The 14375-nt window shown below is 70.0% G+C and carries 11 protein-coding genes; all 11 read right to left on the reverse strand.

What is annotated here, in order from left to right; all coding sequences use genetic code 11:
• Positions 1 to 444: 444 nt before the first annotated feature.
• Positions 445 to 714, reverse strand: a complete 270-nt coding sequence (locus tag ABH935_RS34955; RefSeq protein WP_370382238.1) for a hypothetical protein — start codon at positions 712 to 714, stop codon at positions 445 to 447.
• A 25-nt stretch (positions 715 to 739) separates the two neighbouring features.
• The gene (locus ABH935_RS34960) at positions 740 to 1168 is read right to left on the reverse strand and encodes a hypothetical protein (RefSeq protein WP_370382239.1); all 429 of its coding nucleotides are present in this window, start codon (positions 1166 to 1168) and stop codon (positions 740 to 742) included.
• A gap of 1282 nt (positions 1169 to 2450) precedes the next feature.
• Positions 2451 to 3404 (reverse strand): C40 family peptidase, encoded by a 954-nt coding sequence (locus ABH935_RS34965; protein ID WP_370382240.1) that lies wholly within the window; start codon positions 3402 to 3404, stop codon positions 2451 to 2453.
• 29 nt (positions 3405 to 3433) lie between these two features.
• Complete coding sequence (locus ABH935_RS34970; RefSeq protein WP_370382241.1) at positions 3434 to 4471, reverse strand: replication-relaxation family protein; 1038 nt, start codon at positions 4469 to 4471, stop codon at positions 3434 to 3436.
• Positions 4472 to 4588: 117 nt separating this feature from the next.
• Positions 4589 to 7129, reverse strand: a complete 2541-nt coding sequence (locus ABH935_RS34975; protein ID WP_370382242.1) for a type IV secretory system conjugative DNA transfer family protein — start codon at positions 7127 to 7129, stop codon at positions 4589 to 4591.
• Complete coding sequence (locus tag ABH935_RS34980; protein ID WP_370382243.1) at positions 7126 to 9042, reverse strand: VirB4 family type IV secretion system protein; 1917 nt, start codon at positions 9040 to 9042, stop codon at positions 7126 to 7128. The genes ABH935_RS34975 and ABH935_RS34980 overlap by 4 nt, the downstream gene beginning before the upstream one ends.
• 42 nt (positions 9043 to 9084) lie before the next feature.
• On the reverse strand, positions 9085 to 9993 hold the full coding sequence (locus ABH935_RS34985; protein WP_370382244.1) for a PrgI family protein: 909 nt from the start codon (positions 9991 to 9993) through the stop codon (positions 9085 to 9087).
• Positions 9986 to 10210, reverse strand: coding sequence for a hypothetical protein (locus ABH935_RS34990; protein WP_370382245.1), 225 nt, complete (start codon positions 10208 to 10210; stop codon positions 9986 to 9988). The genes ABH935_RS34985 and ABH935_RS34990 overlap by 8 nt, the downstream gene beginning before the upstream one ends.
• Positions 10207 to 12144, reverse strand: a complete 1938-nt coding sequence (locus ABH935_RS34995; RefSeq protein ID WP_370382246.1) for a hypothetical protein — start codon at positions 12142 to 12144, stop codon at positions 10207 to 10209. The genes ABH935_RS34990 and ABH935_RS34995 overlap by 4 nt, the downstream gene beginning before the upstream one ends.
• 99 nt (positions 12145 to 12243) lie before the next feature.
• Positions 12244 to 12603: a pilin gene (locus tag ABH935_RS35000; protein WP_370382247.1), complete on the reverse strand. Its 360-nt coding sequence runs from the start codon at positions 12601 to 12603 to the stop codon at positions 12244 to 12246.
• A 348-nt stretch (positions 12604 to 12951) separates the two neighbouring features.
• Entirely contained in the window at positions 12952 to 13761 is an 810-nt protein-coding gene (locus ABH935_RS35005; RefSeq protein ID WP_370382248.1) for a hypothetical protein, read from the reverse strand.
• Positions 13762 to 14375: the final 614 nt, after the last annotated feature.

The raw sequence follows: 14375 nt of genomic DNA on the forward strand, positions 1-14375 counted from the left end.
GTTCCTTGATCGGTGCGGTGTTTTTGGGCAGGCTCCGCCCGGCCGAGTTCGCGGCCAAAGGGGGAGGGTCAGGGGCTGGGTTAGCGCGGTGTGCGGGTTGCTACCCGTTCCAGGTGTGGTCGTCGGGCCAGAACCGCCATTGGGCGTAGAAGTCGCGGCAGGTCGGGCAGACGTTGCGCTGGAAGCGGTCGTCCTTTGATGTAGCGCGCGGTTTCGTCGCAGTCCTCGATCTCGCAGGTGCGCTCGGAGATCGGGCCGTAGTCGGCGAGGGTCAGCCACATGGCGGTTACGGGGTCCAGGATTCGGCGTCGCATTCGGCGCACCCTTGGCAGTCGATGTCGACCGTCTGGTAGCCGCCCGGGCCCATCACGTTGTCGCCGTCGGCGCAGGTCAGTTCCATGTCCATTCCTTCTCGTCTGTGCGTGCCTTCTCTATGCGGAGTGGTCAGTGGTGCGTGTGGGTGGCGTTGACGGTGAACTTGGCCTTCAGCCGGGTGAAGATTCCGTCGATTCCGTCGATGCTTCGGCCGGTGGCTTGGGAGGTGAAACTGCCGGTCCGGCCGCTGGGCCACACGGTTACGCAGGAGACCCATTCGATGGGCTTGCCGCCTCGTGTTGCCTTCCCGTAGCGCTGATAGGTCACGTGGCGGCCGTCGGAGGGGTGGGTGCCGGTGAAGGATTCGGTGAGTGTGGCGGAGCGGGGAATGGTGGGCATGGGGGGGATCGGTCCTATTCAGGTGTCAGAGGGCGGCGATGTAGGCGGCGGCGGCCTCGGCCATCGGGGCGGGGTCAGGGTTGTCCCAGGCGTAGTACGGGGCGTCGAGGAAGTCGTTCTCGTCGGCGGTCATGTGGTTGGCGACCCATCCGGTTGCCGATTCCTCGGGCCATCGCAGATCGGGGAGGAACTCGGGTGCGCCGATCCAGATCTTCGACTCGTCGGGGAGGGCGATTTCCAGGAGGTAGGCGCGGCCGTCCGGGCGCACTACTCGCGCGTTGACGCCTCGGTCGGCGAGGGCGGCGATCGCGGCGGTAACGGCGGGGTGTTCGTCGTCGGGCGACATGTACTCGTACGGCCCGCCCGGCCCGTACGGGGCGGTACACGTAGGCCCGCACTTCTCACCGGGTTCCGCGCCGCATTCGCCACACGCGGGAATCACAGTTTCCGCCATCACACTAGTCCTTTCGTTTGCGTGATTGCATTAGCCAGGTATTGCATAATGCTATTTCTTGCCTGATTTTGACATGGCTCGCGCCAGGCCAGAGTCTTACTGGGATTTCCCGGTGACACTTCCGGGGATTTTCATTCCGGCTTCCCGGGCTGATGTTCTAACCCTATCTCGGCATTCGCTAAGGGTCGAGTCGGTGTTTCTGACTTTCTTTGTGACCGGTTTGCATTTCCCCCTTGGGGCTTCCCCCCGGGCACATGAAAAATATAGCTCGATTCGCGGTCATAGATCCAGTCGAAATAGGGCTCTATAACTGTCGATGTTTTGCGATTCTTCGACAGTTTCCAAGGTTGTTTTGCGGTTCCGGCTCTGAATCGGTCGTAGTGGCCCCCGTGCTCGCCGTCCGGGGCTGGACGGACGCTGTCGGTGTCGAAAACCGGCCCGCGTCCCGGTGACGGGCGCGGGCTGCCGGGGGCGGTTCCGGCGCGGGTGACATGCGGTTTCGTACGGCCGCCCGGGGCGGGCCGCTACACGCGGCCATGACCCGCGCGGGCGCGGGTGACCCCGTGACCGGCGGCCGTGACGGTCACGCCGCATGCCATATTTGCCGATTTCGCCGCTTTTCATAGCTTTGATGGCGGGCCAATGCCTCATGCAGACGCGGGCACGGCTCGGCGGGTGAAGGGCGGGGCCGGCTAACAGCGGACGAGCCAAGCTGGGTAGCAGAAGAACGAGCCGGCAACGGCAGCTAACAACCAACGAGAGCACGAGAGGCTTCCAGACCTACTACACAGCAGACGAGCAAGTGCCGGGCGGTGTGCCGCCGGGTTGAATCGGAATGATCGAGGAGCTGTAGATATAAGTCTCGTCGTCGATCCGCTAGTAACATGACCCCTACCTGCGGCGGGGGTGTAAACATGTGGCCGTGCTGAATGGCTCGGGCGAACGGGCCGGGTAACGGACTGTGGAACGGCTCACCGAACGGCCACAGGGATATGACAAAGCCCTAATTCAGGGTGCCAGATGCCTCTCGAGCGCCTCGGATGCCGCGTTGGCGTACTCGGCCGGCACTGCTTTCGTGGATGAGCTCGCGCCCGGCGTCGGCTTCCCCCCGCCCGGTGCCTCATCCGGCTTGCGTGCGCCCCGGTGGCGTCCTGTGGCGTTTCGCTTCGGGCGGCCGGCGTGGTCTTGCCGGTGGCATGGAAATGCGGTTAGCCTCGTTTCGAGGCCATCCGGAAGGACGGGCAGTTCGCGAAATGAATACGCTGGGGAATGTGGCTTCTTCTTACGGGTTTTTCACTACCCGCGTGGCTCCAGCGTAGTTGTCGCCCTGATATCTGAACGGTTCCACGCGAACCACGGCGCCGGTGTGCGGCGCGTCGATCATCAATCCGTTTCCGATGTATATGCCGATGTGTTCCAGGTTGTTCGGTGCGGTTCCATAATAGACCAGGTCGCCGGGCAGCAGGGGTGTTCCTGGTGGAATAGGGATGGTGGCGTTGTATTGGTCGGTGGCCACGCGTGGAAGGTGTATTCCTGCGGCGTTGTAGGCGGCTTGGACGAGGCCGGAGCAGTCGAAGCTGACGCCGGGGTTCTCGGCGCCCCACACGTAGGGCAGGCCGAGTTGGGATTGGGCGAAGGCGATGGCCGCGGCTTGGGCGGGCCCGGGCGCCGCGGGCAGTGGCCCAGCGGTTGCCGTGCCACCTGCTGTGCCGCCTGCGGTGCCGGTGTCGGCGCCGCCGTAGGTGGCGGCGTCGGCCTGCACGGCGGTGACGAATGTGTCGTCGTCGCGCAGAGCCTTTAGAGCTGCTTTCAGGTCGGTGCCGTTTCTCGCGCCGCTGTCACACAGCAGCCGCGTCGTGGCGAACATGGCGTCCACGAGGTCAGCGGCGGATGCCGGGTCGGCGCCACCGGGTGGGACGGGTGCGGCGTGGTCGGTGAACTCTTTGTTGGTCAGGCCCATCGGCCCGGTGGTGCCGTCGGGTCCGGTGTTCTGGCCGAAGTCGGTGGATTCCTTAGCGATGGCTGCTAGGACGGTCCAGGACAGGCCGGGGCATTCGGCGGCGGCGTGGATGGCGGTGAGGTAGAAGGTGGGCGGGATTTGTATGCGCGCGGTGTCTGAGGGTGGCCCGGAGTCCGAGCCGAGGCCGAGGGCGGAGGCGACGCCGGCCCCGGCGGCGCCGATCAGTGTGATCAATGCAAGGAGTCCGGCGGCTACGGCGGCGACCACTTTCCCCATATGAATCCTTCCTTGTGGTGCGGGTCGGGTCAGCGGGCCCAGGTGGTGGGAGGGAGCGGGGTCGGGGGTTCGGTCCACCAGGACGGCACTGTGGATGCCCCGCTGCGCCGGGGCCGGGGCCGCGTTTCGACGAGCTGGTCGAGTTCGACCAGTGCCAGGCGGGCCGGGCCGCGGCGGCGGCCGGTGGTCACTGGCAGCCAGACCGGACCTGCAGGTCCCGTGCCTGCCAGCAGCCGGGCCTCAGGGGTGGTGGTGGCCATGGGCACCCCGGCGGTGTCGGCGAGGGCGGCGTGTAGCCGTGCCTCTCGGCGGGCGTTGGGCAGGTGGAATAGCACCGGGGTGGGGGTGCTGGCGGCGGCCAGGCGGGCGTAGCCGGCGAGTTTGGCGGCGACTTTTCCGATGGGTTCGCTGCCGGTGTCGTATTCGAGAAAGAACCTGACGTTGGCTGCGCTGTCCGGGTCGGCGCCTGCCGGGGCGAGGGTGTGGTGGCCGTAGCCGTCGGGGCGGACGCCGGCGTCGGTGAACAGGCGGATGCAGCGTTTCTCAGACCACCAGGCGGCCAGCCGTCCGTGTCCGGTGTCCTGGCGGCCGGTGATGGCGAGGTCGGTGAATACCTGGTTGCAGCCCACCGCGTGGCCCAGCTGGTGGGAGGCGGCGATCAGGTGGGCGCGGTGGCGGTGGTAGCCGAACGTCTTGGCCGGGATCTCGTAGGCCGCGGCCAGCCAGCTCGCACCGGCCGGCCCCAGGACGTAGTGCTCGGGTGCGGTGCCGGCGCCGAGCGCGACCAGCGGCCGGAACCGGTCCACCAGCCGCAGCTCGGTCAGTGCGGCCAGGCGGCGGCGGGCGGTGCGTACCGAGTTGTAGCCGAGCTCGGCGATCTGGGTGGTGGTCAGCACCCGGTGTTCGTGGAGCATCGCGGCGATCCAGGAGTCGCGCGAGGTCAGGTGCGCGACCAGCATCGCGATCTGGGCCCGGCGTACCGGTGCGGCCTCGGCCTCGAAGGGCCGGCGGTAGTCCGGGGCGCCGCGGAACGCGACGCCGGGGGCAACGCGGTCGGATTCAGGCATGGAGATTCCTTGGTGCTGGTGGGGGGGGTGTTCGGGTTCTGGCACAGCGCGAACGCAGCGATGGCCGGCGGCGCCGGGGCCGGATGCGGCCTCGACGCCGCCAGCTTGATGCGCGCCTTATGCGGCGGCAGGCGGGAAGCGCAGGTCCATCTCGGTGAGGATCTGCTCGACCTCCGGTCCGGGAACACGGCCGAACGCGGCGGTGGCGCCAGCGCGGATTTCCTGCTCCCGACCGGCGATGCCCGGGCGCATCGGCGTGGTGCGCAGCGTGAACGCCGGCCGTTCCTCCGAACCTGCGACCAGACGGCCAGCAGCCTGGAACTTGCCCAAGTGGGCGAGGTCGTAGGCGCCAAGCATGGGCGCGGTATGCCGCTCCAGCTCCCGGGAGTCCTCCGGAGACACGTTGAAGAAGATCTTCGATCGAGCGTTGGCCGACACGCCTTCCCGCAGGTCCCGCGGCAGCTGCGCGAGGTTCTGGTGGGCCAGCGTCAACGACAGCCGATAGCCGCGGGCCTCCGAAAGCATGTCCTCCATCGGATACGGAAGCGACAAGAAGTTGTGACACTCGTCCAGCAGCAAGCTGGCGTCGATCCGTTTGTGCTGCGGCAGCCCGGAGCGGGCCGAGGCGGCCTGCCAGCACTTGGCCACCACCAGCGAGCCGAGCAGCTGCGCGGTCTGCTCCCCCAGTCCGCCCTTGGGGATCCGGACCAGGCATAGCCCGCCGTCCAGCACCTCGCCCATGTCGAACGAGCTGGGTCCGGCGGCGATGGAGTTGCGGACGATGTCGCGGCCGAGAAACTGCCGCAGCTTGTTCATCAGCGGCATCGTGATCGACGAGCGCATGCCCGGGGACAGAGCATCGAACTCGTCCCAGAACCCGCGCAGGTCCGGATCCGCGGCACGGCCGGCGGCGGTGTAGGCGGCGCGTTCGTCGGCGCTGGTGAGGATCAGCGCTACGTGCCGCAGGTTCACCTGCCCGCTGCGGTCGTGGTGCAGCAGCGTGCGGCACGCCTGCCGGAACAGGTCGTCGGTGCGCGGGCCCCAATAGCCGGAGAAGATCCGTTTGAAGATCCCGGTGACGTTGTCCACGACCACGTCGACATCCGCCGCCGATTCCGGCTGCAGCACGTTCAGCCTCGGCGGGCAGGCCGCGGAGTCGGCGTCGAACAGCACGGTGCGGTCGGCGATCCGGCGCGGCAGCCTGGCCAGGATGTCCAGGATCATGTCGCCCTTGGGGTCGACCACGACGCAGCCGCGACCTGCGTCGACGTCGTCGAGCACCCAGTTGACCATCAGCGTGGACTTGCCGGCGCCGGTGGCGCCGATGATGTGCGTGTGGTGTCGGGCGTCGGCCACCGACAGCCCGACCTTCTTGTGCACGTCGCTGTCGGCGACGCCGATCGGCTTGATCCCGGCAGCGGGGTCGGGGGCCGGGATGCCCGGAGGAGGGGGGACGCTGGCCGCTCCGGCCCTTTCGAGTCCTGCGGCGACGGCGTCGGTGGGGATGTGCGCGAGCGCGGCGAGTTCGGCCACCGACAGCAGCTGCCCGCGGCCGGCGAACTGCCGGCCGTTGAGCACCGGCACCGGAGAGGCGAGGCGTTTGCGGTCGAAGTAGTTGGCCGCGCGGAACACCGGGAAGGTGGAGGCCATCTTCCCGGCCAAGCCGCGCAGCCGACCGTCGTTCGGCTTGATCCCGGCCCGGGTGGAGGCGGCGGCGTAGAAGACCCGCACCTCCCACAGCGATCCGGCCGCTTTGCGGGAGGCTTGCCGGTACTGGTCGGCCTCGGCCGGCTCCATCCCGGCGGTCCCGGTGCGCGGCGCACTCGCACGGCTGGTGGATCCGGCACCGGGGGTGATCGCGTCCAGGGCCTTGGAGGCGAGCCCAGCGCTGCCGCCGCCGTCACGCAGCGCGGTGACCGCCTTCGCGGCGCCTCGCGCGCGCCGGCCGGTGACCGGCCGGGCCAGGACCTGTACTGCGGTGTGTTCGTCCTCGGTCAGGCGTCCGCAGGTCTCCAGCAGGCCGCGCAGCGGGTCCATGTCGAAGTCGGTGCGGATCGGCAGCACCTCGGCCCGGGCCAGCACCTGTCGGCCGCCGGTCGCGACCGCCGCGGTCGGCAGCACCAGGGTCGTGGCATCGGCGGCGTCGGTGCTGGTGACCCCGACGCCCGGCCACGCGGCGGCGATCGCGTCCTCGACCTGGCCGGGCGGGACGGTGCCGGGAACCCAAAGACGCACCTGCACGCCGGTGTGTGACCACACGTACTCGAAGGACAGGTGCGGTTGGCCGAATATCGCGCGTTTGAAGGCCGGGCGCAGCAGGCCCATCAGCTGCTGCCACAGCGTCTCGGCGGCGGCCGTGCTGACCTTCGGCGGCGCGAGCACGGTGATCACGCGGGCGCCGTCGGCCAGGGCGGCGTGCCGGCGCAGGCGCCACCGGACCCGCACCACGACGGTCAGCACGATCGCCGCGAACACGGCGGCGCCGGCCGGTAGGCCCCAGGTTCCGGCCCAGCCGGACAAGCCGTGGCCAAGGCGGGCCAGGGCCGGGCCAGGGTGGGTCAGGAAGCTGACCAGCGGACTGTGTGGGGCGGGGATCGGCACCGGGACCGGACTCGGCACGCCGGGCGCAGCGGTGGGCCGGTGGAAACGGGCGGTCACAGCAGGTCTCCGTCCGGGTCGTCGAGCAGCAGGTCGGTGTCGGGGCCGTAGGGGTCCGGATCGGACGGGTCGGGGTCGGCCTCGGCGGTGTCGTCGGCGGTGTCGTCGGCGAAGTAGTCGTCGCCGGTCTCGGGTAGGTCGGCCGGGGACGTGGAGGCCAGGACGTGTTCCGCGTCGGAAGCGATGACCTGGAACGACACTCGGGAAGATCCGGCAGTGAGCAGGCCGAGTCCGGCCGGGGCGGAGGCGATCAGCGCGGCCTCGCCGTCGGAGAGCCGGAACGATGCCCGCACCGCGTCGAGAGCTTGCGGGGCCTGCCGCAGCAGCACCTGGGTGGCGGAGTTGGCCACGATCGCCGCGCCAAGATCTGAGCCGAGGACGTCGGCGGCGTCCTGCGTGATCACCGCCAGGCCGGCCCACTGCTTGCGCGCGGCCTTGGCCATGCGCAGCAGAAAGGTCGCGCCGGCCGGGTCGCGCATCAGCAGCCAGGCTTCGTCAACGACCACCAGACGCCGCCGACGGGTCGGTGAGGTGACCTGGCGCCAGATTGCGTCCAGCACTAGCAGTGTGCCGACCGTTTTCAACTCATCCGGCAGCTCCCGCAGCGAGAACGACACCAGGTGCCCTGCCGGATCGGTGGTAGTGGGGCCGTCGAACAGCCCGGAGTATGAACCGGTGGTGAACGGCTCCAGCTGCGCCGCGAGGTCCAGGCCCGCTTCAGTGCCCAGATCCAGCAGTGCCTCGATCAGGTCTCGCAACACCGGCGCCGGACGGCTCCAGGTCCGCCGGTCCCGGCCGATGCCGACCGAGGCGTACGCGGCCAGAACGGCCTTGTCCACGGCCGCGCGCTGCACTGCGGACAGCTCGGTCCCCAGCAGCACGGCGATGAAGGTGTGGATGAACAGGCTTCGTCGCACCAGAGCGTTCCCGGCTGCCGGCCCGGCGGAGGAGTTCGCGGCGTGAGCCGGCAGATCGAACGGGTTCAACCTCACGCCGTCTGCGCCGAGCGCGAGCACAGTTCCGCCGACCGCGTTCGCCAGCCGGGTGTACTCGTTCTCCGGGTCGATCACGAACACCTGCACCCCGGTGTAGAGCGACCGGAGTACGTCGAGCTTGGTGAAATACGACTTGCCGGCGCCGGAGCGGGCGAGGGTTATCGAGTTGTGGTTGTCCTGGGCCCACCGGTCCCACAGCACCAGCCCGCTGGACGCGGCGTTCACCCCATACAGCACCCCGGAGGCGGGGCGGGTGTCGGCCGGGTCGGCCGGGGCCAGGTCCGGAGAGGTGAACGGGAACGCCGCGGCCAGCGCCGCGGTGTCGAAGGTGCGCGTCGACTCGAGCGCGTCCACGCCCAGGGGAAGGCAGGTGGTCCAGCCGGCCAGCTGCCGGAATGTGGCCGGTGCGGTGGTGACCAGCAGCGAGGAGGCCAAGGATCGGACGGCGGCGACCTCGCGGGTCAGGGCGTCTTCGGTGTCGGCGTAGACGGTGAGGTAGAGCCCGACCCGGAACAGCTTCCCTTCCCCGCGGGCGAGCCGGTAGGCAAGGTCCGCGGCGTCTTGGGCTGCGGCTTCGGCCTCGGGGTCGGCGAGTTTGCCGCGCTCGGCGTCCGAGCGACGGGAAGACTCGAGCCGGGCGCGCTGGCGGCGCAGCTTCGTGGAGGCGGTGAGCGGGTCGTACGGGTCGATGTGCAGCGCGACGTCTAGGCGTCCGGGGTAGGTCAGCAAAGGCTCGAGCCATCCGGCGTGGACCTCGGCCGGGTAGCCGGTGACGGCGAAGCTGGCGGCGTGCGCGTCGTCGATGACCAGATGCCGGGCGGTGACTTCCACCGCGCCGGGGCCGAATATCGGTGCGGCCGGGGCGATGTGGTTCGTCCCGGCCGCGCCGCCGCGGGGGCGGATCTTCGTGGCGAACATGGAGGGCTCCGTTCCTTGTAGGGCGGGTTCATGGGTGTGGGTTCAGGCCGCGGTGCCGGCGCAGGCTTCGGACAGCAGGTCCGCGGCTCCGGTCGGGGTGTAGGCGGCGACGATGACTCCGGCGCCGGACAGTGCTGAGGCGGCCTCGGCCAGGCGGCGGGTGATCCGCGGGCCGACGTCTGCGCCGTGTTTGCCGGCGTCCGGTTCGCGCACGGTGAGCAGCACCTGGCGGGACAGCAGGCGCCGGCTGGCGGAGATGTCGGCGAGGAAGGCGGCGTGGTCGCGGGCCGCGGCCTCCAGCGCCGGGTGCGCCAGCCCGCCGGCGTCGGCCTCGAGGGCTTGAACCATCGGGGCCAGATCGACGCGGCGGGTGCGGATGAGGATCTGGGTCGGGCCGGACAGGGAGTTCAGGAACCGGCCGAACCCGGCGACCAGGTGGTTCTGCTCCCCGGCCGAACGCAACGCGAAATTGACCGTCGAGCAGGCCGCAACCCCGGCCGCCCCGGACTCCCCGAGGTCCACCACCGCCTGGCCGTCGACGCCGGCCACGGGCAGGTTCAGCGGCGAAGGCGCGGGCCCTTGGGCGTTGCGCCAGCGGGCTGGCAGGAACGTGGGCATCGGCGGAACTCCTTGTTCGGGGGCGTCGACCAGGCGGCGGGGCCGGCGGGCATGGGCGATCGCCGCAAGCAGGAAGCGGTCGGCAGTGATCCCGTCCCGCGAGCCGAGGGCGATGCCGGCGGCGATGGTCAGCACGATCGCCAGCGGGGCCAGCACGGCCAGCACCGGAAGGTGCGGAGCAGCAGCGTGGATGGCGGTGTAGAGGAGCCAGCAGCCGGCACCGGTGCCGGCGACGATCGCCACTTGCCGGAACGACAAGCCGATGACGAGAGCATCAGGCCGGTCGATGTCGGCGGGGATGCGGGCGGTGTAGTAGAACTCGCCGTCAGACATGCCAGCGCCCGCCGAGCTGCCGGGTCTGCTCGTGCCGGGCGGCGCGGGCGATCTGCTTGGCCGGCCGCATCTGGATGTTCATCGCCGCGCTCTGGCGGGCGCGGAAGGCGGCCAGCAGCCGGGCGATCGGCATCCGCCGGAAGGTGCGCGGGCGGCGGTGCCGGGCGCGCGAGCAGTAGCGGGTGCGGCGGGCGTTGAAGGTGGTCTTGCCGGTCACGGATTCGGACCCTTCTGTCGGGGCGCGCGAGGCGCGCGCGGAGCGGGAGTAGGGGTGGGAGCGGATGCCGGACGGGCCGGTTCGATGCGCCGCAGCGGCGCGTCGGCCGGTGTTCGCATCGGGCGGGCCGCGGAGGGTGCCGCGGTCATGCGTGCCGGACCGGCTGCGGGGATCGGCGGAGGTGGTGCGGATGGTGCGACGGCGGCGCGGGGCGCGCTGATCGGCCGGACCGGCTCGGCTGGCGAGGCCGCCGGTGGCGGTGTGAGGGCTGCCGAGCGGGGGAAGAGCGCGTCCTGGCGGACCCTCGGCCGGGCCGGAGCAGCCGGTTCCGGCCAGATCGTCGAGGCCGGTGCCGGGCGCGGCGTCTTAGGTACCGGCGGGAACAGACCGCGTTGGACATGGCGCGGCTTCGGCTCCTCGGTCGCGGCACGCTGCCGGGTATCCAGCCGGCCCTGCCTGCCCGCCGGCATCGGGATCGGACCGCGCGCCGGGCCGTAGACCTCGCCGGGCGGATTGCTCGCACGCCGCCCGCGTGGCCCCGGTCCCAGCTCCGGCGGCCCGGGCGGCGCAGCTCCACCGTCCGGGCCAGGCCCGATCGCCAATCGCGGTCCGGCTCCCGGAAGCGCCCGACCGATCGTGGCCGGAGCCGACGGTCCGGGGACGCGGGTGACGGTGTAGACAGACGGACCCGGGCTCCATCCGCCGCCGCGGCCACCCCCACTTGCTCCACCGGCAGCGGACCGCAGTGCCAGGGCGGTGCTGGGCGCACGGTTGGGTACCGCGCCGTCCGGGCCGGACGGTTTGCCGCGGCCTTGGGCCGCCTTGCCGACCAAGCCCATGGCCTTGTACGCCAGGACTTCCTTGCCGAGGCTCATCAGCTTCGAATGCGACCGCCCGAAGATCATTCGGCTGACCCAGACCGGGATCCGGATGAGGATCCAGAACAGCGCCAAGAAGACGAGCAAATCGACGAATCCGCTGCCGGTCGGCAGCCCAATCGCGGTTACGCCGCCGGGGTCCAGCAGCACCTGCAGCCCGGCAATCAGCGTCAGCGACTGGCCGAGTTGGACGGCCAGGGTGCCGAGCGAGGCGCGCCACCAGAGCCGGGCCACGCCCTCGGTCTGCGGCAGCGCCAGGGTCGCCAACGCCAGCGGCGCGGACACCGCCAGAATGATCGCCAGAGCGACGCGGACGATGTAGGTGATGAGCAGGACGATCGCCATCGCGGCGACCGCCAGGCCCAGGATCGACAGGAAGATCCCGCCGCCGAGGCCGGTGATCGACCCGGTGATCATGTTGGCGAGAGCTGGCCCGGCCTGGTTCGGGTCAAGGCCCTGGCCCATGATCCCCATCGACACGATGTCGGCGACGTGGATGACGAGTCCGAACAGCGCCAGGCTCGCGTTGCCGGCGATGAACCCGACGAACAGCCGGGGGATGATCTGCTTGGCGGCGTACCGGGTTTGCAGCGTCTCGTGAGTCATGATGATGACCGCGCCGGCCAAGACGAACAGCACATAGAGGCTGTTCGCGAGCACGGCCATACCGGTCCAGATCTGCCCGACCCGGCCCATCGTCGTCACGTCCGGCGTGGCCAGAAGCGTCCTGCCGAGCAGCGACAGGACCGGGTTGAGCGCGTCCTTCACCAGGCCGGCGAAGAAGTCATCGATGGCCTTTTTGATCTGGCCGGGGATGTCCCACCAGGACGGGTCGTCGCCGGAGGACGATGTGCTCGGGGCGGTTGCCGGGGGCGGTGCGGTGACCACCGGTCCCGGCGCGCCGGGGCCCAGGCCGATGCCGGGAACAGACGGTGAAGGGCTCGGCGCAGGCGCCGGATCAGCGGCGAGGATCGTCGTGGCCGGCACTGCCTCGCCAGACGTCGCGGCGGAGGCGGACGTGGCGGTGGCTAGGAGAAGGATCAGGCCGGTCAGCACCGCGAGAGCGGTCGCAACGAGCCGGAGGACGGGGTTTCTATGGGCCGGGCGCCCGCAGGTTCGCGGGCGCCCGGCGCTGGGGTTGGTGGTGGTCATCGGTCAGCCGACGACGCTCTGCAGGATGGTCATGAAGACCGGGGCCAGGACCGCCAGGGCGTAGCCGACGGCTGCGGACTTGAAGGCGCTCTTGGCCTTCTCGATCTCGCCGGGGTTGCCGCCGGAGATGACGTAGCGGACGCCGCCGAGCGTGAGGAACAAGGTGGCGACGGTGGCCAGGATCCCGATCAGCCAGGTGCGCAGGTTGCCGATGACGGTGGGGATGTCTCCGACGGCCAAAACCTGGCCGTGGGTGTCTGCCATCGCCGGGGCGGCGGCGCCCAGGATCAGGATCGAGAAGCAGGCCGTGGCGGTGACGGCTGCGCGCCGGGCGCGGGCGTTGCGGGGGTGGAGGTGGCGCATTGGTGGTTCGCTTTCTGAACTGGGGGATCCGCGCGGCGATGCGGCGCGGAGGGTGCGAACCAGGCGGCTGGCGGCCGGAGCAGATCGCGGGACTCGCGCTCCCCGGGGGCACGACACCTCCTCCTCTCAAAAGGGCGAGGGTGAGATGTCGGGTCTTGCGGGAGGGTCAGCACCACGCGGGCGGCGACCCCGGGGAGGGCGGGTCTTGCGGGCGGATCTGTGTCGTGTCGGCCGGAGCGGCCTGGCACACCAGAAGGGAGTTTCGGGACCGGTTTTTCTCAATGACTCGGCATCGTTGCTGGTCAAGGACCGCGTTTTCGCGTTTAGTAACTCGGCCCGGCCCCTCGTTTAGTAACTGCGCAGGATCCCGGATTCGATCGCGGCGGCCAGCTTGCCGGTGACCTCGTTGCGGTAGCGGTAGAACGTGGCCTCGGAGATCCCGCGGGTCTTGGTGCGGTTGGCGCATCCCCTACCGCGGGGCATCGTGTCGCGGGCGACCTTGCCAACCGGCTGGTTCTCCAGGAACAGCCGCGCGATCATGTCGGCCTCCTTCTCCGCCAGCACGCCCAGGCGCACCGCGCGGGCCAACACGATGTCCGGGTGCGAGACCTGCAGGCTCGGCGCTGCGGACTCCGGGACCTTGTTGGTCGCGACCGTGCCGGTGATGTCCAAAGCCTCGCGGGCCTTGCGGCTGGTGGTCACCGCCCGGCTGCACAGCCAGCCGGCGATATCGGCGATGTCCGGGTCGCAGGTGTCGATCACATACAGCGCCTCGACGAACTCCAGGAGCAGCTCGCCTTGGATGTCGTCGCGGTCGCCGGGCGCGGCCTGGCAGATCCGCAGCGCCTGCCCGGCCAGGCCCGGGTAGGCCAGGCCGGTGGCGGCGAAAATCCACTCCGGCATCCCGGCCCGGCACCGCTGGACCAGCGCCGTCCAGATCGCGCGCTTAGCCTCGGCGGCGGTGGTCTGCGACATCAGGATCATCTTCATTTCGGACAGCGGGATGTCCCGCTCTGGCAGCCCGCAGCCCAGCTCCGCGCCGGGCAGAGCAGGCTGGTCGGTGGCAGCCAGCAGCGCGGTGAAAGCGTGGCGCAGGTGGTCCAGCGGAGTCAGGCCCGACGGGGCGACGTAGGCGTCGTTGTCATCAATGTCGATCATGTGGGCTCCCGGAGAAAAGGGCCGCAGGCTTGTGCGCCGCGGCAGGGGGAGCCACATCGAAAACCAGGGGGGAATCAGTGGAGACTCACCCGGGAATCAGTGGAGACTCACGGGAGACTCACCGGGGAATCAGTCGCTACTAAATCCCTGCCCGGACGTCCCGCGCAGCGCTAGTAGCTCGGCGCTGAGCAGCACCGATTCGCCTGCACGCCGACACCACACTCAGACCGGAAAAGATCTTGAAAAGGTTGGGCCTGGGCTCTTGCCTCCGGCCCGGCGCGACGGCGCGCTCCTGCCGGCGGCGCGAAGATCCCGCTGACACGGTGGCCGGTTAGTAGCTACGCGCTGACCTGCACCGATGGACGTTAGTAGCGCGAGCGACGGCCGGCATCCTGCATGTCCGGGCCGCCTGGAGCCTGCACCTGGCCTGCGGCCAGCGCCGACGATGTCCGCCGGCCCTTCAACGGCCCGGCCATGCCGGCTGGAGCTGGCCTCGGCGGCAGTTACTAAACGCAAAAACATCCCGGTCTACCTGGGTTTTCGCGGGGGCCTTGAGAAAAATCGGGTCTGAAACTCCCTTCTGGTGTAGGTCAGCACGAACGCTCGGCGGCGGC

Source organism: Catenulispora sp. GAS73 (genome assembly GCF_041262085.1).
Taxonomy (GTDB): domain Bacteria; phylum Actinomycetota; class Actinomycetes; order Streptomycetales; family Catenulisporaceae; genus Catenulispora.

What these genes read in the sequence shown, in the direction of transcription:
- ABH935_RS34980 (WP_370382243.1), bottom strand. Translation starts at nt 9,042, where the DNA reads ATGTTCGCCACGAAGATCCGCCCCCGCGGCGGCGCGGCCGGGACGAAC.
- ABH935_RS34985 (WP_370382244.1), bottom strand. Translation starts at nt 9,993, where the DNA reads ATGTCTGACGGCGAGTTCTACTACACCGCCCGCATCCCCGCCGACATC.
- ABH935_RS35005 (WP_370382248.1), bottom strand. Translation starts at nt 13,761, where the DNA reads ATGATCGACATTGATGACAACGACGCCTACGTCGCCCCGTCGGGCCTG.
- ABH935_RS34970 (WP_370382241.1), bottom strand. Translation starts at nt 4,471, where the DNA reads ATGCCTGAATCCGACCGCGTTGCCCCCGGCGTCGCGTTCCGCGGCGCC.
- ABH935_RS35000 (WP_370382247.1), bottom strand. Translation starts at nt 12,603, where the DNA reads ATGCGCCACCTCCACCCCCGCAACGCCCGCGCCCGGCGCGCAGCCGTC.
- ABH935_RS34965 (WP_370382240.1), bottom strand. Translation starts at nt 3,404, where the DNA reads ATGGGGAAAGTGGTCGCCGCCGTAGCCGCCGGACTCCTTGCATTGATC.
- ABH935_RS34955 (WP_370382238.1), bottom strand. Translation starts at nt 714, where the DNA reads ATGCCCACCATTCCCCGCTCCGCCACACTCACCGAATCCTTCACCGGC.
- ABH935_RS34960 (WP_370382239.1), bottom strand. Translation starts at nt 1,168, where the DNA reads ATGGCGGAAACTGTGATTCCCGCGTGTGGCGAATGCGGCGCGGAACCC.